This is a genomic window from Chloroflexota bacterium (assembly GCA_009840355.1).
Taxonomy (GTDB): domain Bacteria; phylum Chloroflexota; class Dehalococcoidia; order Lucifugimonadales; family JADFKI01; genus Bin90.
In genome coordinates, this window is record VXNZ01000046.1 from 113,367 (window position 1) to 135,865 (window position 22,499).

A 22,499-nucleotide genomic window follows, 5' to 3' on the forward strand; every position below is an offset into this window, starting at 1 on the left:
CAGAATGGGCAGGATAGATGGGATAAATCCTGTCTATCCTATTCATCCATGTAAGACCCTACTCAAAAATCTCCGACACCGCCATGCGCCAGCCCGGGACCACATCCCCGCCGTCCAGCGTGTCCGCTTCCGTCAGCGCGACAATATCCGTCGGAGAGCGATGAACGCTGACCGTATGAGTACGCGGCTCCAGCACGATTACCATTAACGTTCCCGCCACCAGGTAATCGAATACTTTCTCCGCCACGTCCGAGTAGGAGTTGCTGGGTGATATTACCTCAATTGCGAGGTCGGGCGCGCCGGGGAAGTAGCCTTGTATCACGCCTACGGTTTCCAACCTCTCGCGCCGAATGAAGCCGAGGTCAGGTATTCGCACCGTGTCAGGGTCGCGCGCCAATATGTAACTCAACTGGCTGGAAAACACCCTGCCAAGATTTGCGCCCATGACATAATCTCTAATGCTCCCATAACAGTTGTCCGCGATGTAAGCATGCTCCAAGCCTGTTCCCATAATCTGTACCAGTTCCCCCCTCACCAGCTCATACCGAAACCCGTCGTCCGGCATTTCCAGCAGCTCTTCCGCCGTCATCAACCGCGCTGTCGTCGCCATATCGCTAAATCCTCCCCATCCTGTTAGCCCTATACCCGCCGGTACACCTGTATCCTGTGCCGGTTTCCGTCCGTAACATACACTCGGCCGGCGGTGTCTAGCTTGACGGACATGGGCGCCCAGAAGTACTTTTCGATGTAGCCTGACTGCGTGTGCGGGTCGTCGGCGTCGTCCACTTCTAGCGACGGCTCAAGGTTGGACTTGGCGCGCGCTTCGCCCTCTTCGCGGTTGACTTCCAAGAAGTTCGCCGCCCACTTCGACAAACCCGCCTCGCCGCGCAAACTTTGCAAGAACGCGCCGCTTGCGTCAAACACCTGCACGCGCTCGTTGCCCCAGTCGGACACATACATATACCCGCGCTCATCGACCGCGAGTCCGGACGGACGCAGCAGCTCGCCGTCTCCGCTGCCCGGTCTGCCGTAGGATGCGACGAACTCGCCTGCGGACGAGAATCGCTGGATGCGGTCATTGCCCCAGTCTGCGATGTACAGGTCGCCGCTGGGCGCGACGGTTACGCCCCAAGGCATCTCGAACTCGCCGCTGCATCCGCCGCGCGAGCCGAATGCGAGGACGAACTCGCCGCCGGAAGTGAACTTCTGGATGCGGTTGTTGTGCGTATCCGTGATGTAGATGTTGCCATCGGAGTCTGTGTCGATACCGGATGGTCCGTTGAACTCGCCATTGCCGCCGCCGCGCGAACCCCAGCGGCGAATGAAGTTGCCATCGAAGTCGAATACGCTGACGCTGTGCGTGTAGTCGTCAGTGATGTACAGCCGCCCCTGCCCGTCTTTGGCGATGCACATTGGGGAAATCATGTTGCCGCCGCCGGTGCCGTGGTGCGCGAATGTGCCGTAATAGCCGCTGTCGATGTCCGTTACGGTAACGCGCACGCCACGCTCGCCAAGGTCGCGCGCGCGGTTGGCGACATACAGCCTGCCGTTCTCCGCGGCAACCAAGTCTGTCGGATACTCAAAGCCGCGACCCTCCATCGCAATCAGCCCGATGGTCAGGTCGTATTCGAGAACGCTATCCTGCTTGCTCATATTAGCCCCCATCCTAGGCTTCCCCCTTTGGGGGAAGGAACTGATTGACTAACCTTCCATAGAGGGGAAGGACTGACGAACTGATTGACTGACCGACTGACACACTAACTCCGCTGGAACTCTTCGGATGCGGCGGTTAGGCGGAGCATCTGTGCGACGTTCTGCCGTGCGTCGCCGTCTTGGCCGGCGATGGAACGCAGCGCGGTGCGGGTGTCGTCGGACACGGACAGCTCGCCCATCTGCTCTAGGCAGCGGCTGACCATCGCCTCCGAGCGCGCGCCGTTGCCGCCAGACACGCTGCCATCAGACGCGCCGCCGTTGCTATCTGCCACGATGCTGTCCACCATCTGCCGCACGCCCGGCTTGCTCAGGTCGCCGAGCTGCTCGGACGCGAAGTTGATGCGCTCCATCAGCGTGCCGGTGTCTATCCACTCCAGCCCCTGGTGCCAGCCCTCAACGCTTGGCGGGTTGTTCAGCTCCTGCCCCATCCAGTTTATCTGACGGAACCTGTTTATCATCTCGCGGTTCGGTATCTCGAACTCGCGCGTCATTCGCAGTATGCCAACGGCGAACTCCGCCGGCCCCTTGACCTTTTCGTAGCGCGCGTTCTCCGCCTTGAAGAAGTCCGAATTTAACAGCACGCGCAACATCTCGGTGATGTCGTAGTCGCTGTCGAAATATGCCTGAGCAAGCGTGTCGATGGCGTGTTCATCGCGCGGCGGCGTGTAGGGCCAAGACGGCACGGGCGGCTCGTCCGCGACGAAGAAGTGATACAGGTGCCGCGCGATGAAGCGGGCGGTGGCTTCCTGACGGCAGATGATGTCGATGATGTCTTCGCCGTCGAAGTTGCCCGTCTGCCCGAGGAATGTCTTTTCGCCTTCGTCGTGGTCTTCGGCGCGATACTCGAAGTAGTAGTCTATCCTGCCGTATGGCCAGTCCGAATCGCGTTCGGCGCGCACCATCATGTACTCGGTGTTGCCGATTGTCCAGCCGGTGAACGCCCGCGCACACTCCTTGATGTCCTGCTCCGAGTAGTTGCCCACGCCCATGGAAAACAGCTCGAGCAGTTCGCGTCCCCAGTTTTCGTTGATGGCGTCTTTGTGGTTGTCTTGATTGTCCAGCCAGACAATCATCGCCGGGTTCTTGGCGAGTTCCAGCAGCAGCCGGTCGAACTTGCCCATGCCGTATCGCCGGAACATGTCCACCTGATCGGACAGCACCTTGCCAACGACGACTTTCGGCATGCCCGTGGCGAAGATGCCGTGCCAGAAGAGCGTCATTTTCTCCTGCAGCGGCGCGGTGGATGTAACCATGCGATACAGCCATTTTCGCGCTGCGCCGGGATAGTTGATCATCCCTGACGCTTCCAAGTCGAAGCGCCGCACGATAAAGTCGCCGAGCCACTGCGCATCGCCGGGGTCTAGCAGCTCATCGACGGTCGCTGCGTAGCCGTGTTGCACGCGTTCTTCAATCTCGTTGCGACTCGCGCCGAAGCCCGCACGCCGCATTAGGTGCCCCATAAGTTCGGTATCTTGCCTGCCCATAATATCGCCTCCGCAATCGCGCGCAAATTAGAGATTTCAGCGCATGCTACAAAGTCCGCCGCACAGCGTCAATTGCCCTAGCCCGCACCCCTCACATCCCCAGCAATCCCGCCCATCATGTCCATCAATGTAAGTTACTTGCCGAAAATATCAGCGACGGGCATGCTCCACCCGGGCAGCACATCGCCGCCGTCCAGCGTGTCGCCTTCGGTGAGCGATGTTACGCCGTCGGGCGTGTGGACCTGCGCCGTATGGTTGCGCGGGTTCACCACGATGACCATGAGCGTGCCATGGTCGAGCCAGTCGGCGACCTTCGCCGCGACTTCCGTAAGACGGTCATTGGGTGAAATCACTTCAACTGCAAGGTCCGGCGGGCCAGGGAAGTAGCCTGGAACATCTCCAACCTCTTCAACTCGTTCACGGCGCACAAAAGACGCATCGGGCGCAAGTACAGTATCCGGCGACCTCGTCAGCACAAAGCCGGTCTCGGCAAGATAAGTTTCCCCCAAGCCGTTCTCATACACATGCATAGACAGTCTTACATTGACCCTATTGCCTTCTCGTCCATGCACATGTCCCGCAGGCGCCATCTTTATCAGTTCTCCCCGTATCAACTCATAGCGGTAGCCATCATCAGGCATGGCGAGCAGTTCGTCGGCTGTCATCAATTGCGTCTTCGTTGTCATGGCAACACCTTCCTTTGCCGCTGTTGCGCCTGCACTCCACACAGTTAGTTTCTGCGCCCATGATACACTACGAACACGGCAGTAACCGCTCTACCGAAACCGTACTTTATAAGGAGGCGGCACAATGGGCAGACTCGACGGCAAAGTGGCATTCATCAGCGGCGGCGCGCGCGGCATGGGCGCGGAGGAAGCCCGCCTATTCGCCCGAGAGGGCGCGAAAGTCGCAATCGGTGACATACTCGACGACGACGGACACGCGGTCGAAGCCGAAATCAACGAGAGCGGCGGCGACTGCCTCTACATCCACCTTGATGTAACCGGCGAATCCAACTGGCAGGACGCCATCGCGGCAACGGTATCGCGCTTTGGCAGGCTGGACATCCTGGTGAACAACGCGGGCATCGGCGGTATGGGCGGCTTGATAGAAGACACTGCCGTCGAGGACTGGGAGCGCGTGTTGGACATCAACGGCAAGGGTGTGTTTCTCGGCACGAAGGCGGCGATCCCGGCAATGCAAGACGCGGGCGGCGGGTCCATAATCAATATATCGTCGCAGCTGGGCATCGTGGCGACTGACATCACCAGCGCTCAGTATCATGCATCCAAAGGCGCGGTTCGCATCCTGACGAAGTCCACGGCGATACAGTTCGCGCCGGACGGCATCCGCGCCAACTCCATACATCCCGGGCCGGTCGCAACCCCCATGACCGAGAGCCGCCGCGGAGACCCTTCGTACACTGAGGTCACGCTTTCCCGCATCCCGCTAGGCAGGTTCGCAGAGCCAATCGAAATCGCCAACGTTGCCCTTTACCTTGCCAGCGACGAATCGTCCTATGTAACCGGCAGTGAGGTAGTCGTGGACGGCGGTTGGGTGGCGCAGTAAGCATTCATATCGTCCCTTCCTGCATCCACGCTCTTGCAGGAATACCATTCCAATTGTCCCATCCTCCACTTCAAAGGCATTGTCTAGTTTAGGATATAATTCCCGCACACTAAAATTACTTGGGTAATATCGATAGGCAAGAACAAATGACCTCGACACAAGGCTTATACATTGTCGCGGGCGCGGCGGCGTTGCTGGTGTTCCTATCGGTGATGGTGCTTGTGCTCACTTGGCTGGAGCGCAAGGCTTTGGCGCGCATACAGATGCGTATGGGGCCGATGCGCGTGGGCTTTCACGGCGCGCTGCAACCCATCGCGGACGCCATGAAGCTCGTCTCCAAGGAAGACATCCTGCCGTCTTGGGCGGACCGCCGTATCTACTGGCTTGCGCCGCTCGCAGTGTTCGTGCCCGCGTTCCTGCTGTGGGTTACGATACCTGTCGCACGCGATGTCGCGCTCGCCAACCTCGACCTGGGGCTGTTCTACATCGTAGCCATATCGGTGCTGTCGGTGATGGGGCTTGTGATGGCGGGCTGGAGCTCGGCGAATAAGTACGCGATGCTGGGCGGACTTCGCGCCGCCGGGCAGCTCGTCAGCTACGAGATTCCATTCATCATGGCGGTCCTCGCCATTGCGATGCTGGCGCAGACGCTCAACCTGCGCGAGATTGTCGCTGCGCAATCCACATTCGCCTACGCGCTGATTCTGCCGCTGAGCCTGTTCCTGTTCCTGACTGCGGGTCTCGCCGAGCTAGGGCGCACGCCGTTCGACATACACCACGCGGAAAGCGAGGTCGTTGGCGGTCCGTTCGTGGAATACAGCGGCGCACACTGGGCGGTGTTCTTCCTCGCGGAGTACATCAACACCTTCACGATAGCAGCGCTGACGGCGCTGCTGTTCCTCGGAGGCTGGGGCTGGCCCACGATGCCATTCGACGGATTGGCGCACTCGGCGCTTTCCGTGCTGTGGTTTATGGTCAAGACATACGCCGTCATCCTAGTCATATTCTGGATTCGTGGCACATACCCGCGCCTTCGTATCGACCAACTGATGTCGTTCGGTTGGAAGCTGCTAGTACCGCTGTCGTTCGTCAACATCGTGTTGGTCGGCGCGGTGCTGTTCTACGGCTTGCCTCTCTGGGTGTTGTCGCTGCTGTCTGTGATAACATTAGCCATAACCTTCTACATAATCGTCCGCAACGCCGGCACGCGCATGGAGCGCAACACCGTGTCCGTGTACAGCGCAGCAAGCCTGCGGCGATAGCGGCGAGACGGCGCGACAAGACGCAGGGAAGAATGGCGTGAATAGCGTTGAGCGACCTGAGCAAGGTTGAACGGACGGCGCAAGCGGCGCCGAACCCGGCAAGCGCATACCCGCGAACGTAAGGGATTCATCATGACCACAAAGGCGCATACTCAGTCAATACAACAGATGCTTGCGAAGTCCGACCGGCAGTTCGCCGCCGGCGATGCGCGCCAAGGCTCCGCGACGCTGTGGCACGCCGAATACTATTAAGACTTTCTGTAAGCCCCGAAAGTGGTCGAACTGCGCACTAATGCACGCATATTCGTGCATCGCATTCTTGGCGTAGCATAATGACAGCGCAGCGGACCGACGACATAGCGCAGGGACGGCTAAGTAACAGCACAGCAAAGGCAAAACAGGCAATCCAGGAACGGCGCACGATATGCTAGGCTTTCTCGATGGACTGAAAATCACGCTCAAGACGGCGGGGCGCAAGCCGGTTACTGCCGAGTATCCCGCGCCGGACAAGCGGCTCGATGTGCAGCCGCGATATATGGGCTTCCCCGCGCTGACATGGGACGGCGATGTCGGTGAGCCGTACTGCACCGGCTGCATGGTGTGCATCCGCAACTGCCCTACGCAGTGCATGAGCGCGAAGATGCAGGACAACCCGCTGCACGCCGAGGGCAAGAGCCGACGCCGCAAGATTATCGACGAGTTCGAGATTAACCTCGCCCGCTGTATCCTGTGCGGCATCTGCGTGGATGTGTGCAACTTCGATGCCATCGAGATGAGCCACGAACACGAGCTGAGCAAATATGAGCGCAATGGCAATCGCGCCGACCTGCCCGCGCTGCTGGACATGGGCAAGAAATATCAGCAAGCGACCGCGTGGCAGCCCAAGCAGCCGGAAAAGAACAGCGGTGTCCCGCCTCCGCCCAAAGCGCTGCCAAAGGCAGTGCCGCCAGAGACATCGCCGGATAAACCCGCCCCAATCGAACTCGTCGTCGTCTCGCGCGAAGCCGTCGAACGGCGCAATGCCGTGATGCGCGAGCGGGCGGCGGAACGGGAACGGGAAAGTCGTGGCTCGACAGACCATTCGGCAGGCTCGGGACAGCCCTCATCACGAACGGAATCTGACGACTGACTATGCCTTGTGGATATTTGCCCAGAGAATCATTCCCTTGCGAAAGGCACGCGAACTATAGCCTTATCCTTGTGAAAAGCTTGCCAACCATATCTATGTCATTCCGAACGCAGTGAGGAATCTCAAATCGTTGCTTGTGAGCCGGTTTCCGACTTCAGATTTCTCGCTTTGCTCGAAATGACAAAAATAATGATGGACGTCGAATAAATGGCAAAACAACTTAACCGACACGCTGAAAACCCGACCTACTGATGATTACCGCTTCGTTGGTGCTGTTTTATGTTGCCGGGGCGATTACGCTTGGCGGCGCGCTTGTGGTTGTGATGAGCCGCAACATCGTGTATGCCGCGTTCGGCTTGCTGGCGTCGATGGTCGGCGTGGCGGGGTTGTTCCTCATCGCGCTTGCCGAATTCCTCGCGCTGGCGCAATTGCTCATCTACGGAGGCGCGGTCGTCATCGTCATCCTATTCGCGCTAATGCTCACGCGCATCGAAGACTTCGAGAACCTGTCCGACCACCCGCAGTGGCCCATCGCGGCAGTCGTGGCGATAGCCGTCTTCGGCGTGATTGCGGCGACCATCGTCGGCACAGCCGCGCCCGACTCCGAGCGGGTCAGCCTAAGTTTCACCGCGCTGGGCAGCAGTCTATTCACCGAATGGGCGGTCGCATTCGAGGTCGCGTCGCTCATCCTGCTGGTCGCGCTCATCGGCGCGGTCGTGATGGTGCGCACTTCGGGCGGGCGCGACTGAACAGGATGCACGGGATAGTTTTCGCCTTGCCCTTCGACAATATCAGGGCGAACGGTGAAATGGCATCGGGCGCAAGCCGCAAAGAACCTGACGACGAATAGGAACAAAAAGATTGCTAGAACTGGCGCACTTTCAGGTGATAGGCGCGGCGTTGTTCGCCATAGGCATATACGGCGTGCTGGCGCGGCGCAGCGCGGTGCTCGTGCTAATGTCCATCGAGCTGATGCTAAACGCGGTGAACATCAACCTCATCGGATTCGCCGCATACGGCGACTTCACAGAAGGGCAGCGCGCGCTGGGGCAAGTGCTGATCATCTTCATCATCACCATAGCCGCTGCCGAGCTCGCGTTAGCCATAGCCATCATACTGCGCCTCTACCGCAACCGCTCGTCCGTGAATGTGGACGATATGAATGTGCTGAAGTGGTGAGGGAATCTGAACACCACGAGGTTGTGTTGACAGTGATTTAGCGTGTTACTGGACTGGTGTCATCGGAGGGGACGACGTGAAATTGTTCAATGTACGAGAACACTGAATTAACCGTGGTATAGCAATCGTCGCAAAGCGCGTTGAGGATAAGATGCGCGAGCAGTAGCGAAACGGAAAATCCACACGCAAGACATTGCCATCTTCAAAGAAGTAGGCATACGAACAACGCCCCATGAATGTTTGGAAGTGAAATAACCAATTGCACCTCGCATTCCTCATACCCATCCTCAGCGCCGCGGCGTTCGTCATCGTGGCGCTCGGCGGGCGCTGGCTGCCTATGCGCGGCGCGGTCGTGTCTATTGGGGCGATGGCGGTGGGCTTGGCGCTCGCGCTCTACGCGCTGCTGGACTTGAACGGCAGCGGCGCGGAAATCGCCGCGTATAGCGTGGATTGGCTCACCGCCGCCGGCGCGACTATCGGCTGGGGCGCACATATCGACCGCCTAGCCGTCGTTATGCTGCTGCTGGTTACATTCGTCGCGCTGCTGGTGCAAATATATTCGCTCGAATACATGCGCGGCGACTCGCGCTTCGGCTGGTACTTCGCGGTACATTCGCTCTTCGGCGCGGCGATGCTCGCGCTAGTCCTAGCCGACAACCTACTGTTCCTGTACATTGCTTGGGAGCTCGTCGGGCTGGGGTCGTACCTGCTCATAGGCTTCTGGTGGGAACGGCGCTCGGCTGCGGAAGCGGCGAAGAAGGCGTTCATCACCACGCGCATCGGCGATGTGGGCTTGCTGATAGGCATCATCCTGCTGTACCGCGCCACCGGCACATTCGACATAAGCGACATCATCGCAATGGCACAGGCCGGCGCAATCGGACAATCTACGCTCACCGCGTCCGCGCTGCTGCTGTTCATGGGCGCGATGGGCAAGTCGGCACAGTTCCCGTTCCATGTGTGGCTGCCGGACGCGATGGAAGGTCCTACTCCTGTGAGCGCGCTGATACACGCGGCGACGATGGTCGCAGCGGGCGTGTATCTGGTCGCGCGCATGCTGCCGATGTTCGAGCTGCTGCCCGTCGTGATGCTCGTGGTCGCCGTCGTCGGGCTGATAACATTCCTGTTCGCGGGGACGCTCGCGCTGGTGATGACCGACATCAAGCGCGCGCTGGCATACTCCACGATAAGCCACCTTGGGCTGATGATGCTGTCGCTGGGCGCGTTCGGACTCGCTGCGGCGCTGTTCCACCTCGTCGCACACGGCGTGTCCAAGGCGATGCTGTTCTTGGGCGCGGGCAGCGTGATGCACGGATTGGACGAAGAAACGGACATGCGGCGGATGGGCGGATTGCGCCGCGCGATGCCCATCACGGCGATAACATTCCTGATAGGCGCCTTATCGCTCGCCGGTGTCGCACCACTAAGTGGGTTCTTCAGCAAGGACGAAGTGCTGATAGCCGTAATGGAGTATCGCAGTCCCGCGTTCCTCGCGCTGACGCTCGCCGGCGTTCTACTGAGTGCGCTGTATATGGCGCGGATAGTCTGGCTAACATTCTACGGCAGCCCGCGCAGTAGGGATGCCATGACTGCCCACGAATCGCCCGCGCTCATGACCGTGCCGCTGCTGCTGCTAGCCTTGTTCGCAGTTACGCTGGGCATCGTGGCGATTGACTGGAGCGCGTTCTCCGCTGCGTCGTACAATGGCTTCGCGTACTGGCTGACGGCGGGACACGAAAAGTTCCACATCGTTATCTGGCTGACGGTCGCATCGCTGGCGCTGGCGCTGGGCGGCATAGCAATTGGCTGGCACATCTACGGCAGACGCGAGTACGCGGAGCAGAGGCACCATGCCATAGCATCGCGCTTCCCCGCAGTCCACCGCATACTGCTGAACAAGTACTACGTGGACGATATGTATCAGTGGCTAATCGACCGCGTCGCGCTGGCGTTCAGCCGCTTCGTCGCGTTGTTTGACCGCGCCGTGGTGAATGACCGCGCCGTGGACGGACCCGCGCTCGCCGTGCGCCTGACCGGCTGGTGGCTGCGCCTGACGCAAACGGGCCGTCTGCAAAACTACGGCGCGGCAATGGCAGCGGGCGCGGTCGTCATAACGCTGGCGTGGTGGATTTTGCTATCGTAAGAAAGGTTTTAGGTAATCATTCATGAAACCATCCTTAACTGTTGAACTTCTTGCCGATGAAGCAAGCCGCTTCTCCCAAAAGGAATCTCTTCACTCCGAGCCGTCGCTTTTTGGTGTAACGGACGGTAAGGCGGTCGGGACATATTTTGAGCATAAGTTCCAGGGACTACCTTAGTAAGTGTTATGCTTATGATGAAGGAAGTTCTGCGATCGGTATCGACTTTCCGAATCTCAATGTGGACATGAAAGTTACGCGCATTCGACAACCTCAATCCTCTTGCCCGTTCAAATCGGCTAGGCAGAAGATTTACGGGTTAGGTTACTCCCTTTTAATCTTTGTCTATGAGAAAACTGACGACGCGGAGACACAGACCGGAAGGCTGAATATCGTGCATACTGTCTTTGTTGAAGCGAGCAGAACGGCGGACTATCAGACTACAACCGGAATACTACGAATTATTGAAAACGACGGGAACGAAGACGACTTGATTGCGTTCTTTCATGAACGCTCCCTGCCTGTCGACGATATTCAGGCGTTGCAATTAGCTGAGGAACTATTGGAGAATCCGCTGGAGACGGGTTATCTGACAATCTCAAATGCCCTTCAGTGGAGACTCCAATACCGTCGAGTAATCGACCAAGCAGGGAATGTGGAAGGCATCCGTCGGATAAGGTAGCATCACAATGTCGGCTAAGAGCAAACAAAAGCGAGAGTTCGGCGACTTCCAGACGCCTCCTGAACTTGCGCGTGAGGTATGTTCGTTGCTTCACATGCAAGGGTTGAAACCCGCGTCGATTGTCGAACCTACTTGCGGAGATGGCAATTTTCTGACGGCCGCTCTTCAAACCTTCCCGACAATCACAAATGCCGTCGGTATAGACATAAACCCCCACCATGTAAAGCGAGCGCAGAGCGTCGTTCAGACTGTGGAAAGTCGTTGTCATTTCGACATTCGCCATGCTGATTTTTTCACCGTCGACTGGCAGCGCATACTTAAGTCTCTGCCTGAACCCCTGTTAGTCATCGGCAATCCGCCCTGGGTTACCAACGCCGAACTTGCGTCCATCAACAGCGCGAACTTGCCCGAGAAGTCCAACTTCCAAAAGCATCGCGGACTGGACGCAATCACGGGGAAGGGAAACTTCGACATATCAGAGTACATGCTTATCAAGGCGTTGGAGTGGATAGACGGAAAGCGCGCCACGATAGCAATGCTTTGCAAGACCGCAGTGGCGCGCAAAGCACTGCTTCACGCGTGGAAGAACGGGATTAGACTGGCACAAGCGGACATCTACAACATAGACGCGACGGCACATTTCGGGGCTGCCGTAGATGCGTGCATTCTGGTCGCAACCGCGTCTTTGGCAAGCCCGACTTTCGATTGCCGAGTTCACGACTCTCCGAACGAGCCTTCCGTCAATTCCGTTTTCAGATACAGCGACGGCAGTCTGTTAGCCGATGCTGCGGCTTATGAGACATGGAAACATCTCGAGGGGAGGGGCAATTACAAGTGGCGGTCCGGCATCAAGCATGATTGCGCCAAAGTGATGGAACTGCGCGGGTTCAGAGGGCGGTATCGGAACGGACTCGGCGAAACGGTAAGTCTTGAAAGCGACTACCTATATCCGATGCTCAAGAGCTCGGAGATTGCGAATAGCCCACAACCAATCCCTTCCCGCCTGATGATAGTTCCGCAAACATTCATAGGCGAGGACACAGCCCCGATTAAGGAACGCGCGCCGAAGACATGGCAGTATCTGAACAGCCACGCCGACTACCTGGAACGCCGCGCGAGTTCCATCTACCGAAAGCGCCCGTCATTCTCCGTATTCGGCGTGGGCGAATACTCGTTTGCGCCTTGGAAAGTCGCCGTCTCCGGCTTCTACAAAAGTCTGCATTTTAGGGTGATTTGCCCGTCGCTTGGAAAGCCGGTTGTGCTTGACGACACTTGCTACTTCTTCCCATGTCGGACAGAGGAAGAATCTATGTGCATCGCAAAGATGCTGAATAGTGATGTGGCGCGACAATTTTTCTCCGCGTTCGTCTTCTGGGACACCAAGCGCCCGGTTACGGTCGAGTTGTTGCAGCGGCTTAACCTGCTCGCTCTCGCCAAAGAACTACACATGGACAAGCAGTTTTTGGAACATCGTAAATCTGATACGAGGCAGATTGCATTGTTGTAAGGTTGCATCGACATACTATATGCACAGGAGGCAAGACGATGGCAGACTACATAATGGTCGTGCAGCTGGACATTGCGGCGGAGCACGAGGACGACTTCAATCGCGTGTATGACGAAGAGCATGTGCCGAACTTGCTGAATGTGAGCGGCGTGCATGGCTGCGACAGGTATCGTCTGGAAGAATCGACGGACGAGGACATGGCACGCTACGCAGCCGTGTACCACCTCGACTCGCCGGATATACCGGACAGCGACGAATGGCGCGCATGGGCGGACAAAGAAGGCGAGTGGGTGTCGAAAATCCGCCCGCTGTACACGAACCGCACGCGGTCGATATTCAAGAAGATTTAACATACATTGACGGACACGATGCGGAGGATAGGATATGGCGGATTACATCTTGCTGATACAGATGGATATTCCGACGGAGTTGGAGAACGACTTCAATCGCCTGTACGAATCCGAGCATATCCCAAATCTGCTGCAAGTCGATGGCGTGCATAGTTGCACGCGATACCGGCTGGAATCATCGTCTGACGACGGTATGGCGCGATACGCCGCCATCTACGAAGTGGACGCGCCGGGCATTCATCAGACAGATAAGTGGCAGCGGCAGGCGGACATCGAGTGCGACTGGATGACGAAGATCCGCCCGAACACATACAATCGCACATTCACTTCGTTCAGGAAGATATAATTAACATCGATGGACAGGATGGCAGGATTAGGAAATGTGTAGAAGCATCAAGACATTGCGGCGGGTGGATGAGCCGGCGACGGACGAAGAGTTGCACGCGGCGGCACTACAGTTCGTGCGCAAGATAAGCGGATACCGCAAGCCGTCGCGCGCCAACGAGCAGGCGTTCAACTCCGCGGTGCACGAAATCGCGCTGTCGTCCCGCACGCTGCTAGAATCGCTGACGGTGAGGAAGTCAAATTAACAGGATAGACAGGATATTTAGGAGAACAACGCATGTCTTGGAGAAAGTTGGCGGGCAGCCCGTTTGACACTTATAAGAAAGAAGCGGTCGCGTCCAACGGCATGGTCGCCACTAACCATCCGCTTGGCTCTGCGGCGGGGCTGGAAATGCTGGCGATGGGCGGCAATGCGATGGACGCCGCGGTCGCGTCCGTATTCGCGCTCAGCGTCGTCGAGCCAATGATGGTCGGCATTTTCGGCGCCGGGTTCATCAATTACTACGACGCATCGAGCGGCGAGTTCGTGAACATCGACAACTACTCGGTCGCGCCGGCGGCTGCCACTCCCGACATGTACGACACCATTTCGGACGAATGGCCCGACTACATGGAGACGGTCGATCGCGAGAATCTGGTCGGCTATCGTGCCGTCGGCGTGCCCGGCGCGCTGATGGGCTGGTGCGTCGCCGAAGAGCGCTTCGGCAGGCTTGGGCTGGATGCGGTCATGCAGCCTGCCATTCGCTACGCCAAGCGCGGGTTCGCCGTGAGCCGATACCTCGCGGACATCATCCGCCTCAACGCGGACGACTTGGCGCTGTTCCCCGCGAGCGCGGATGTGTTTCTGCCGGGCGGCGGACCGCCTGCCGTCGGGCAGGCAATCGTCCGCGCAGACTACGCCAAGACGCTCGAAGCGGTCGCAGCGGAAGGTCCGGACGCGCTGTACAAAGGGCGTATCGGCGAGATGGTCGTGGAAGACATGGCGGCGAACGACGGCATCATCACCGGCGACGACTTCGACGACTACCGCATACACTTCCGCGAGCCGGTGCGCGGCACATACAGAGGCTACGACATCGTGTCCGTCGCGCCCACAAGTTCCGGTGGCACGGCGATAATCGAGATACTGAACATACTCGAAGGCTACGAGGTCGGCTCGCTCGGCTTCGGCACTTCTGAAGGCGCGCACCTGCTCGCGGAAGCGATGAAGATAGCCTTCGCGGACCGCTTCGAATATCTTGGCGACCCGGCGTTCGTCGAAGTGCCTGTCGGCGCGCTGACGGACAAAGGCTATGCAGCGGCACGCTGCCGCGAGATCGACACGGCGCACGCGCGCGAGTTCACCTACGGCAATCCATCGCTTTATGTCGGCGAAGGCGCGGATACGACGCACTTGACGACCGCCGATGGGGACGGCAATGTGGTGTCCACCACGCAGACGATTCACGCCGTCTTCGGTTCCAAGGTAACCACGCCCGGCACAGGCATGCTGCTGAACAACACGATGAACATATTCGATCCGCATCCGGGCAACGCGAACTCCATCGCGCCGCGCAAGCGCATGGTCAGCAGCATGTCGCCGACCATCGTGATGAAGGACGGCAAGCCGCTGATGGCGCTCGGCACGCCCGGCGCGACACGCATATTCCCGTCCGTCTTGCAGGCAATCGTGAATGTCATAGACCACGGCATGTCGCTGCAGGAAGCGGTCGAAGCGCCGCGAATCTGGACGCAAGGGCAGGATTTAGAAGTGGAGCCGGGCGTATCGCAATCTACGCGGCAGGCGCTGCAATCTATGGGACACAATGTGCAGGTCGTGCAGCGAGTCGCCGGCGGTATGAACGGCGTAATGTTCGACCACGCGGACGGCGTAATCCGCGGCGCAGCCTGCTACCGCGCAGACGGCGTCCCTGCCGGCTACAGCGGCGGCGCGGCAAGACCGTCAGATGACCCGCTGTACAGATTCTAAACGGCGGCATAGCCAACATCGATAGACAGGATGGGCAGCATGAACGGGATAAGAACGCGATTAGCACCTATCCTGAATACCCATGTTAGAAAAGGGGCGAAAAATGCCAAATACATCCGCCGATGTCGTCGTTATTGGCGGCGGCGTGAATGGGACTAGCATAGCCATGCACCTCGCGCGATTGGGCGCGGGCAAGGTGCTGCTGCTCGAAAAGGGACACCTCGCCGGCGGTGCGAGCGGCAGGTCCGGCGCGATGGTGCGCGAACACTACCTGCATCCCACGCTCGTCAAGATGGCGATGGAGGCGAGCGACATCTTCCACAACTTCGGCGATGCGGTGGGCGGTGACGCGCGCTTCATCGAGACCGGCAGAGCGCTCCTGTTCGGCGAACACGATGTGCCTGCCGTCCGCGCGAATGTGGCTATGAACCGTGAGCTGGGCGTGAACATCCACACGATGTCCCCAAGCGAAATCAGCGAAATCGTCCCGCAGGCGAATCTTGAAGGCGTCGCGATTGGCGCATACGAGCCTGTCTCCGGATATGCAGACCCGATGGCGACCACATACGCCTACGCCAACCGCGCCAAAGACTACGGCGCGGAAATCGAGACAGGCTGCGCGGTAAGCGGCATCCGCGTTCAAGGCGGTCGCGTCGTAGGCGTGGACACGGAGCGCGGGTATATTGCTGCCGACGCAGTCATCGCTGCGACCGGCCCATGGGTGAACCAGCTCGCCGCGCCGCTCGGTGAATCGCTGCCCATCGCGCCGACTCGCGTGCAGATGGTGCACCTGCGCCGCCCGCCGTCGCTGGAAGGGCTGACGACCAATGTCATTGACCATACGACCGGCGCATACTTCCGCGTGGATGCCGGCTACAGCACGCTCATCGGCGGCGAGAACTTGGACGATCTGAACGAAGTTGTGAACCCGGACGCATTCGGTCTGAACGCCGACCACGACACCATCACGAAGTTCTGGGATCGCGCCAAGCTGCGCTTCCCCGATTTCAGCGCGGCGACACAGCGCGGCGGATACGGTTCGCTGTACGACATGACGCCCGACGGCAACCCGATTTTAGATAAGGCGGCGAGCATCGACGGAATGTACTGGGCAGTCGGCTTCAGCGGGCACGGCTTCAAGCTATCGCCCGTCGTGGGCAGAATGGTCGCCGAGTTCGTCCTGCACGGCAAGTCCGCCGACCACCCAATCCAAGACTTCCGCGCCGCCCGCTTCACCGAAGGCAAACCCCTAACCGCCCAACACCCCTACACCGGCCGCCGCCACCAGTAAAAGCAACCATATCAACCTGTCCATCCTGTATATCCATGTAGAGACGCTTTCACAAATATGCGACAGGTGGAAATCGAGACATTTTCGGTCAGTTTGTGGAATCAGTGACAGTCCCTCGACAATGTTTCTCATTTATGACATTTTCAAACATAGTCACTGCCGCCTCAATTCATCACCGGTTTGTGTGATGACCTTCCAATAGGGGCGAAGTAGTTTCAGCAAAAAGGCTGGCAACCGGTAATGGTTGCCAGCCCTTCAATTACTTGGTTTATAACCCAAACCCAAGACCTGAACAGAAACCGCCTTGAGACGAATTGGTTTGATTAGTATAAGTGTTCTGGTTTGCTGCTTGACCTTCGGTTCATGTCGCAGTATGACTCAGAAACCAAAAAGGCAAGTCATAAAGCCCTTGAACCAATTTTCACACAAAGAGTAAATTTGAGACGGAGAAGGCTTCAGTTTGCCAGCCGAGCCTCCTCCGTAAAGCGATTGTGTGGTGTCGGGGGCCTTGTTACGCCTCTCGTCACCACCCTTCGCCAAGCATTTTCACTCATGAGGAAGGGGGATTTCAAGGTGAAGCAATTGGTTGAAACGAAGATTTGCTCGTACAGGAGGTGATTTCATGACCGATAAGGACATTTCCGTACAGGTATTCGCAGAAGTCAGGGATGTACTGACCGATGACGAACTCCTTGAGTTGGCCAGGGACCTCAACTTGGCAGCAATCAACTACAACGAACATCTGAGGGACATTGTAGCTGGTATCTTTGATACGCGGATCGCCAAACTCAGGGCGAAACGGTGTCTGAGGGCCCGTGAAGGGCAGATAACACCGGCTTCCGACCACTGGACCACGGACTCAGAAGAGTCCGTAATAGATCCGCCCCCTACAAGCATTTCTTCAAGTGAGTCAGACGGCAACGCACCGCCTCCTTCTGATTCCGAGTTAGTTTGTGGTAACGCGACGCTCAACCATATTGCTTCGTGCCAGGATCAGAGAGAGGCAGCGTATAAAATTGCCACCCTCAACCCGGAGGGCTTTGCAGTGAGAGAGGCCGCCGCTCTTATATATGCAGCGGGCTTATCAAAGGGTAAATTAAAAACTATCTCTTCAAATATATATACGCTTGCGGCTGATGATGATAACTGGCAGAGGTTGGGACCAGGACGTTACAGGCTCCTTCCCGAAATTCGGCCAGTCGACAGTGACATCTTTGACTACCGCCGCCAGGATGTCGCCGATGATGACGGCGAGGACAATGAGCTTGTTCAAGTTGCTTAGGCGTCTCATATTCGGGTTGCCTATCAATGCCGATTTAAGCGGAATTGATGCGATAAACAAGCAACGAAAGGCTTGCAAGAATGACTTAATCAACGTACAATCGTTCTAGGCAAACAACGCACAAAATAAGACCGCCGGAGGGCCAACTCCGACGGTCTCAAAAGCCACTGGAAGGGGATTTTGAGATGTCACCTCCGAATGCGGCTCAATATGAGCCTACGCCATTTTCTGTCGAAAATCAACAGCTAAGTCGCCCGAGTGCGGACAAGATTCCGAAGGGTGGGTGGGCGCTCAAGAGATTCTTCGCCGACCTTTTTGTTGATTGCGCTCGGGAGTCTGGACTCCTCCACATCCTTCAGGCCGTCCGCTCGACTCCCTCCAAACCGTCACGGGGCCGAACTCTTATATATTCGAACGAGTCCTTGCTGAAAGCCATTGCTCTAAGGATAGTTGAAAAGCACGAGTCTGCCGCAGACTTAGTTGGATGTCTGGAGGGCACTCCACAAGCGCGTAAGACTTGCGGTTTACAGCAAGGGCGCACTCCCAGCGAGGCTACCATCAGCAGGTTTACCAGCCTTCTTAGTAAGTACCGTGCTGCCCACTGGGACACGATCACCGTGATAAATCGTCACATCAACACCTATGTGGCGACAGGCAGAGAGATAGGCGCCTTCGGAAGTAGCGCACCCGCATTCGGGGAGATACTGGCCATCGATTCTACTGACATAAAGTCGTTCAGCGATGAAGGTCGCCGTCCGCATATCGACCCCGCCGTTCCGAGGCCAAAGCATCCTTCCAAGTGTACGTCAAGGGTTGCGACGTGTTGCCAGACCGTGGATTGGGAGGCTGCGGACGGAGTGAAGACAAACCCTAATGCGCCGGATGGCAAAGAATGGTATTAAAGAATGGTATTACGGATACAAGTTACACGTCATCTGCGACGCCTATTACGGAATCCCATTGCACGCCATTCTTACCGCAGCTAACCGCTGGGATGGCCACCTACTGAAACCCCTCGTTGAAGAGACGCTCAAACGCTACCCGTGGCTTGCACCGAGATATTTACTTGCCGATAAGGGCTATGACGACACAAAGAATTTTCTCTGGCTAGATTCAATTGGCATAACACCAATTATCGCTGTACGCAAACCCGTGAAGGCCAAGGACGGTAAGAGAAGGACATATAAGGCAGAAATCGAAGGACCGTATGGTAAATATACGGAATCCTTCAACGTCGATGGCTATCCCGTGTGTCCCTGCGGTCGAGTTATGAGATATGTCGGCACCGATTCCACACACGGTCACTCATTCAAATGCCCGCGAGACAGACGGCACTCGGAGAAGGTGCTGTCCCCGCTGTCTTGCGGAGATGAGTATTGGATAAAGCCAAAGGGAAAGCTGGTAAGGATAATGGGAGTGCTTCCGAGATTCTCAAAGAGATGGAAGGAGCTCTACAAGCTCAGGCAGACCATAGAGCGCTTCTTCGGTAGCGCCAAGCGGTCACGAGTGCTCGACAGGCATCATTTCCTCAGTATGGATAAGGTAGCCATACATACGCAAACTTCGTTGTTGACCTACTCGGTGACGATGCTTGCGCGTCTGATATACGGCGACTACGAGCGAATTCGTCACATGCGGATGTAGATAGGGACATGCATCGTGGTAGGTCGCAAATTCATAGTTGAATGGGACGACAAGGATACGCCGGAGGCACTGAAGGCGGCGTATCTGGCCGAGGAGAGTCCCTCAGTGAAGACCCGCCTGCAAGGGTTGAGCATGCTACGGCGGGGGATGACGCTTGCAGAGGTCGCTCGGTCGCTCGACGTCAATTACAGGACGGTACAACGGTGGATAAGTTGGTATAGGAATGGCGGTTTGGCCGAAGTACTAGCGCATCGGAAGCGCGGCAGGAAGCCGTACCTAGACAGCGACGAGGTGACCTTGTTGGGTTGGGAAGTGGAATCGGGTTGTTTCGGCATGGCAAAAGATGTCAGGGATTATATCGAGACGCAATGCGGCGTCACTTACACGATGCCGGGAGTTTACAGCCTGATGAGGCGGGTGAATTGATGCATTTGTGCATTGCGGTGTTGCCATCCGACGCGTGGTGTCGGAGTATGACATCCGCTGCATCCTCCGGTTCGACCGCCTGTGCGCCCAGCGCGAGCAGGTTGGCGTTCGCGGAACTGGGTAGGGTGAGAAGGAACTTGCCGGTGGTGACGAGTTCGCGGGCTAGGGTTTCGATGCTGCCGTTGGGCGTGGCATGGGTTATGAAGATGCACTTGGCCAACGAGGCCACAATACGGTTACGTTCTGCGGCGAGCTTCAGAGTCGGGCGGCGATAAGCGTTGGAAAACGGTGAGATGATGAGCAGCCGTCCGGCGTCCAGGGCGGGACGCCAGTCGCGCGGTATTCGCATGTTCTCTATGCCGCGCGCAGGGCAGATAACAATGGGCTGGCTGCCACGCAGAAGCAGGCGCAGGCACTCTTTCTCCATCGGCGTCTGAAAGCCACCCACCACGGGGACGCCGGCGTCGCGCATCGCTTTTGCGACATCGTAGGTCTTCAGGATAAGGTCGCCGGGGCAGCGGTTGGAGCAGAACAAAGCGGTCAGCCACTCTTTGAGCAGCAGTAGGTTGCCCAAGTGAGCGCTCTGTAGAGGCAATGAATAGGCAGTCTGACCGTTCTCTCTGCCGACGGCAGTGGCACGTGCCGAGTTATGCTCCAATGCAAACGGTTTCATATCGGTAGCACTCTAACCCGGCTTCGGCTCTCGTCAACCACCACCAAGGCTCCAGAGGACAGGTCGGCCTCATGCTGGTTGAGGGCAGCAATGACCGACCCTGCCAGATAGTCTGGCAAGATGTTCTCGGCACGGACTTGAAGCACGCTCGGACCGGCCGCATGCGTTAGCGCCAGCATGGTGCCGAAATCCAAGTCGTGGGTGAACACTATCCGCCCGTGGGCTATCGCCCAATCCATGATGTGCCTGTCGGTGGCTCTTGGGTCTCCGACCTCGGACCAGTGTATTGCATCTCAGCCGTGGAACTGTAGTATCGGTGCCCACTGGGGTGATAGGTTCATGTCGATGATGAGCGCCGGTCTCATGACGCAGATAGGGGAAGCTCGCGCTCTTCGAGCCTCCAAGCAGCGTAGGCCAGCGATTGGTCGATGTCCTCTCGCTCAAGATAAGGGTAGGCACTGAGGATCTCGGCGTGAGTGCGTCCAGCCGCCAAGAGACCTACAACCATCCCGACCGTAACTCGCATTCCGCGAATGCACGCCTTACCGCCCATCACGGCGGGGTCGACGGTAATTCTTTCCAGTGATTTCATGCCCTCTCCTCCCATCATCGGACTCTTGCCGCTTGCCGTCTCATGTACCTGCTTAGTCCGGCCTTAGCGATCCCATGCTTTCTTCTCTTCTTTCAAGTATGCTGCCACGTCCGCTGCAGTCTTGAATAACAGGCCGCCCGGTGCTTCGTTCAAGATGTCCACGGCGGATCGCCGCGGCTTAGCGGGGCAGGGCTTACCACCACGTCCACCGTTTGCCCCGCCTCCAACTCCGGACTGGCAAACTCCACCCTGCCTCCGTGCTGTACCGTTGCTCTGATATATAGTGCCTTTTGCATAGAATCACCTACTCTTCAGGCTCGGGATTGGCGGCTATGAAGTCCAATTCCGATAGTATTATTTCAGATAGTTATGTGATCGTTTATTTTGAATCCTTGCTTGCTCCATTCGGTGCAAGCTACCTCAAAATGATCGTAAAGCATCTCACAAGGTTCATTATACAAATCAATAATGTGGCGACTATCGCTCGGCAATGCGAAATGCCCCAGATATAGAGTGGTATCAGGTTTGGAATTGGTCACTATAATTTTCTTGTCGCCGAATACCAGCCATTTTGCTGCCAGAGGACCTGGGAACGAACTCTCAAACGGTGCAGTCCCAAAGTCAATCAATCCAAGGTCCACTAATCGCTTAAGTTCATTGGCATTGAGTAAACCGGGGTAACTGCGGAGTTCTCCCATACAGTAGATGACAGAACGAGGATTAGTCCACGACGAACTGCATTCTTTCCACAGTACCCGTCTTAGCTTCAAAAAGCATTCCAAGTCGTTCTTGCCTATCTTATTAACTAGCGACATCACTGAACGCGGAGTTTTGTCAGGGGATTCAAGTTCTCCTGCAATTATTCTTGTCAACAGATCTCGCAGTGCCTCATTGGATGCTGTCCGAGTCGCTAGTATAGCTGTCGACAGAGACTCAGAATTCTCAAGTGCTCCAGGCATTTTTTCCCAATCGTCCTGCGAAAGGCGACTCAATACAGATTCCGTATTCGGCGCGCCACTCAATTGCAATGCGACATCCCAAGCCGCTGCTTGAGACAACCCCAAACTCGAAAGTAGGCGGACTGATGGTTCCAAACTTTGAAGCCGTGTCTCAATTGTGGTCCTTTCAGCTACCTCCTTCTCACGGCGTACTTTCCATGTAAGGGGAATGGACTGAAGGATACTCTTAATCATTGTTGTGGCCCCGCATTATATTTCTCGTTCCTTGGCCGTGAAACCGCTATGATCCGCAAGTAGACAGACGA

General features: G+C 57.2%; 23 protein-coding genes and 2 pseudogenes. 17 read left to right on the plus strand and 8 right to left on the minus strand.

The genetic code is table 11. From position 1 onward, the window contains the following. Nucleotides 1-58 precede the first annotated feature (58 nt). The 4 genes from F4X57_12130 to F4X57_12145 form a co-directional block, all read right to left on the minus strand. A complete protein-coding gene (locus F4X57_12130) occupies nucleotides 59-610 on the minus strand; it encodes a Uma2 family endonuclease (GenBank protein ID MYC07898.1) in 552 nt (183 codons plus the stop codon). A 29-nt stretch (nucleotides 611-639) separates the two neighbouring features. Continuing rightward, nucleotides 640-1,665: a 6-bladed beta-propeller gene (locus F4X57_12135; GenBank protein MYC07899.1), complete on the minus strand. Its 1,026-nt coding sequence runs from the start codon at nucleotides 1,663-1,665 to the stop codon at nucleotides 640-642. 92 nt (nucleotides 1,666-1,757) lie between these two features. Next, entirely contained in the window at nucleotides 1,758-3,197 is a 1,440-nt protein-coding gene (locus F4X57_12140) for a DUF1800 domain-containing protein (protein MYC07900.1), read from the minus strand. 134 nt (nucleotides 3,198-3,331) lie between these two features. Next, nucleotides 3,332-3,883, minus strand: a complete 552-nt coding sequence (locus F4X57_12145; protein ID MYC07901.1) for a Uma2 family endonuclease — start codon at nucleotides 3,881-3,883, stop codon at nucleotides 3,332-3,334. 124 nt (nucleotides 3,884-4,007) lie between these two features. On the opposite strand from F4X57_12145, the gene F4X57_12150 reads away from it, so the two are divergent. From F4X57_12150 to F4X57_12230, 17 genes and pseudogenes are all read left to right on the plus strand, one after another. Beyond that, nucleotides 4,008-4,766, plus strand: coding sequence for a glucose 1-dehydrogenase (locus F4X57_12150; protein ID MYC07902.1), 759 nt, complete (start codon nucleotides 4,008-4,010; stop codon nucleotides 4,764-4,766). 146 nt (nucleotides 4,767-4,912) lie between these two features. Next, a complete protein-coding gene (nuoH, locus tag F4X57_12155; protein MYC07903.1) occupies nucleotides 4,913-6,028 on the plus strand; it encodes an NADH-quinone oxidoreductase subunit NuoH in 1,116 nt (371 codons plus the stop codon). Between the two features lie 424 nt (nucleotides 6,029-6,452). Further along, entirely contained in the window at nucleotides 6,453-7,157 is a 705-nt protein-coding gene (locus F4X57_12160) for a 4Fe-4S dicluster domain-containing protein (GenBank protein MYC07904.1), read from the plus strand. A 251-nt stretch (nucleotides 7,158-7,408) separates the two neighbouring features. Next, nucleotides 7,409-7,906 (plus strand): NADH-quinone oxidoreductase subunit J, encoded by a 498-nt coding sequence (locus F4X57_12165; GenBank protein ID MYC07905.1) that lies wholly within the window; start codon nucleotides 7,409-7,411, stop codon nucleotides 7,904-7,906. Nucleotides 7,907-8,018: 112 nt separating this feature from the next. After that, the gene (gene nuoK, locus F4X57_12170) at nucleotides 8,019-8,336 is read left to right on the plus strand and encodes an NADH-quinone oxidoreductase subunit NuoK (protein MYC07906.1); all 318 of its coding nucleotides are present in this window, start codon (nucleotides 8,019-8,021) and stop codon (nucleotides 8,334-8,336) included. Nucleotides 8,337-8,595: 259 nt separating this feature from the next. Continuing rightward, nucleotides 8,596-10,479 (plus strand): NADH-quinone oxidoreductase subunit L, encoded by a 1,884-nt coding sequence (gene nuoL / locus F4X57_12175; GenBank protein MYC07907.1) that lies wholly within the window; start codon nucleotides 8,596-8,598, stop codon nucleotides 10,477-10,479. Nucleotides 10,480-10,501: 22 nt separating this feature from the next. Then, nucleotides 10,502-11,156, plus strand: a pseudogene (locus tag F4X57_12180) (restriction endonuclease). Nucleotides 11,157-11,163: 7 nt separating this feature from the next. Continuing rightward, on the plus strand, nucleotides 11,164-12,663 hold the full coding sequence (locus tag F4X57_12185; protein MYC07908.1) for an SAM-dependent DNA methyltransferase: 1,500 nt from the start codon (nucleotides 11,164-11,166) through the stop codon (nucleotides 12,661-12,663). 38 nt (nucleotides 12,664-12,701) lie between these two features. After that, entirely contained in the window at nucleotides 12,702-13,013 is a 312-nt protein-coding gene (locus tag F4X57_12190) for a hypothetical protein (GenBank protein MYC07909.1), read from the plus strand. 34 nt (nucleotides 13,014-13,047) lie between these two features. After that, nucleotides 13,048-13,359, plus strand: coding sequence for a hypothetical protein (locus F4X57_12195; GenBank protein ID MYC07910.1), 312 nt, complete (start codon nucleotides 13,048-13,050; stop codon nucleotides 13,357-13,359). 34 nt (nucleotides 13,360-13,393) lie between these two features. Next, entirely contained in the window at nucleotides 13,394-13,603 is a 210-nt protein-coding gene (locus F4X57_12200) for a DUF2277 domain-containing protein (protein ID MYC07911.1), read from the plus strand. Between the two features lie 32 nt (nucleotides 13,604-13,635). Then, nucleotides 13,636-15,327, plus strand: coding sequence for a gamma-glutamyltransferase (gene ggt, locus F4X57_12205; GenBank protein MYC07912.1), 1,692 nt, complete (start codon nucleotides 13,636-13,638; stop codon nucleotides 15,325-15,327). An 82-nt stretch (nucleotides 15,328-15,409) separates the two neighbouring features. Further along, complete coding sequence (locus tag F4X57_12210; protein ID MYC07913.1) at nucleotides 15,410-16,618, plus strand: FAD-binding oxidoreductase; 1,209 nt, start codon at nucleotides 15,410-15,412, stop codon at nucleotides 16,616-16,618. 622 nt (nucleotides 16,619-17,240) lie between these two features. After that, on the plus strand, nucleotides 17,241-17,900 hold the full coding sequence (locus tag F4X57_12215; protein ID MYC07914.1) for a hypothetical protein: 660 nt from the start codon (nucleotides 17,241-17,243) through the stop codon (nucleotides 17,898-17,900). Between the two features lie 185 nt (nucleotides 17,901-18,085). Continuing rightward, nucleotides 18,086-18,802 (plus strand): hypothetical protein, encoded by a 717-nt coding sequence (locus F4X57_12220; protein MYC07915.1) that lies wholly within the window; start codon nucleotides 18,086-18,088, stop codon nucleotides 18,800-18,802. Further along, nucleotides 18,774-19,544, plus strand: coding sequence for a transposase (locus tag F4X57_12225; GenBank protein ID MYC07916.1), 771 nt, complete (start codon nucleotides 18,774-18,776; stop codon nucleotides 19,542-19,544). The genes F4X57_12220 and F4X57_12225 overlap by 29 nt, the downstream gene beginning before the upstream one ends. 15 nt (nucleotides 19,545-19,559) lie before the next feature. Then, entirely contained in the window at nucleotides 19,560-19,970 is a 411-nt protein-coding gene (locus F4X57_12230) for a helix-turn-helix domain-containing protein (protein ID MYC07917.1), read from the plus strand. On the opposite strand, the gene F4X57_12235 is transcribed toward F4X57_12230, so the two are convergent. From F4X57_12235 to F4X57_12250, 4 genes and pseudogenes are all read right to left on the minus strand, one after another. Further along, nucleotides 19,921-20,643 carry a hypothetical protein gene (locus F4X57_12235; protein ID MYC07918.1) on the minus strand — a complete coding sequence of 241 codons (723 nt, stop codon included), beginning with the start codon at nucleotides 20,641-20,643 and terminating at the stop codon, nucleotides 19,921-19,923. The two genes, F4X57_12230 and F4X57_12235, sit on opposite strands and share 50 nt — an antisense overlap. Continuing rightward, nucleotides 20,640-20,984 (minus strand): annotated as a pseudogene (locus tag F4X57_12240) (hypothetical protein). The gene F4X57_12235 and the pseudogene F4X57_12240 overlap by 4 nt, the downstream one beginning before the upstream one ends. Before the next feature lie 20 nt (nucleotides 20,985-21,004). Beyond that, nucleotides 21,005-21,235 carry a DUF433 domain-containing protein gene (locus F4X57_12245; protein MYC07919.1) on the minus strand — a complete coding sequence of 77 codons (231 nt, stop codon included), beginning with the start codon at nucleotides 21,233-21,235 and terminating at the stop codon, nucleotides 21,005-21,007. Nucleotides 21,236-21,594: 359 nt separating this feature from the next. After that, entirely contained in the window at nucleotides 21,595-22,293 is a 699-nt protein-coding gene (locus F4X57_12250; protein ID MYC07920.1) for a hypothetical protein, read from the minus strand. Nucleotides 22,294-22,499: the final 206 nt, after the last annotated feature.

What these genes read in the sequence shown, in the direction of transcription:
- F4X57_12130 (MYC07898.1), bottom strand. Translation starts at nt 610, where the DNA reads ATGGCGACGACAGCGCGGTTGATGACGGCGGAAGAGCTGCTGGAAATG.
- F4X57_12135 (MYC07899.1), bottom strand. Translation starts at nt 1,665, where the DNA reads ATGGGGGCTAATATGAGCAAGCAGGATAGCGTTCTCGAATACGACCTG.
- F4X57_12140 (MYC07900.1), bottom strand. Translation starts at nt 3,197, where the DNA reads ATGGGCAGGCAAGATACCGAACTTATGGGGCACCTAATGCGGCGTGCG.
- F4X57_12145 (MYC07901.1), bottom strand. Translation starts at nt 3,883, where the DNA reads ATGACAACGAAGACGCAATTGATGACAGCCGACGAACTGCTCGCCATG.
- F4X57_12150 (MYC07902.1), top strand. Translation starts at nt 4,008, where the DNA reads ATGGGCAGACTCGACGGCAAAGTGGCATTCATCAGCGGCGGCGCGCGC.
- nuoH (MYC07903.1), top strand. Translation starts at nt 4,913, where the DNA reads ATGACCTCGACACAAGGCTTATACATTGTCGCGGGCGCGGCGGCGTTG.
- F4X57_12160 (MYC07904.1), top strand. Translation starts at nt 6,453, where the DNA reads ATGCTAGGCTTTCTCGATGGACTGAAAATCACGCTCAAGACGGCGGGG.
- F4X57_12165 (MYC07905.1), top strand. Translation starts at nt 7,409, where the DNA reads ATGATTACCGCTTCGTTGGTGCTGTTTTATGTTGCCGGGGCGATTACG.
- F4X57_12185 (MYC07908.1), top strand. Translation starts at nt 11,164, where the DNA reads ATGTCGGCTAAGAGCAAACAAAAGCGAGAGTTCGGCGACTTCCAGACG.
- F4X57_12190 (MYC07909.1), top strand. Translation starts at nt 12,702, where the DNA reads ATGGCAGACTACATAATGGTCGTGCAGCTGGACATTGCGGCGGAGCAC.
- F4X57_12195 (MYC07910.1), top strand. Translation starts at nt 13,048, where the DNA reads ATGGCGGATTACATCTTGCTGATACAGATGGATATTCCGACGGAGTTG.
- F4X57_12200 (MYC07911.1), top strand. Translation starts at nt 13,394, where the DNA reads ATGTGTAGAAGCATCAAGACATTGCGGCGGGTGGATGAGCCGGCGACG.
- ggt (MYC07912.1), top strand. Translation starts at nt 13,636, where the DNA reads ATGTCTTGGAGAAAGTTGGCGGGCAGCCCGTTTGACACTTATAAGAAA.
- F4X57_12210 (MYC07913.1), top strand. Translation starts at nt 15,410, where the DNA reads ATGTTAGAAAAGGGGCGAAAAATGCCAAATACATCCGCCGATGTCGTC.
- F4X57_12215 (MYC07914.1), top strand. Translation starts at nt 17,241, where the DNA reads ATGACCGATAAGGACATTTCCGTACAGGTATTCGCAGAAGTCAGGGAT.
- F4X57_12220 (MYC07915.1), top strand. Translation starts at nt 18,086, where the DNA reads ATGTCACCTCCGAATGCGGCTCAATATGAGCCTACGCCATTTTCTGTC.
- F4X57_12225 (MYC07916.1), top strand. Translation starts at nt 18,774, where the DNA reads ATGCGCCGGATGGCAAAGAATGGTATTAAAGAATGGTATTACGGATAC.
- F4X57_12235 (MYC07918.1), bottom strand. Translation starts at nt 20,643, where the DNA reads ATGAAACCGTTTGCATTGGAGCATAACTCGGCACGTGCCACTGCCGTC.
- F4X57_12245 (MYC07919.1), bottom strand. Translation starts at nt 21,235, where the DNA reads ATGAAATCACTGGAAAGAATTACCGTCGACCCCGCCGTGATGGGCGGT.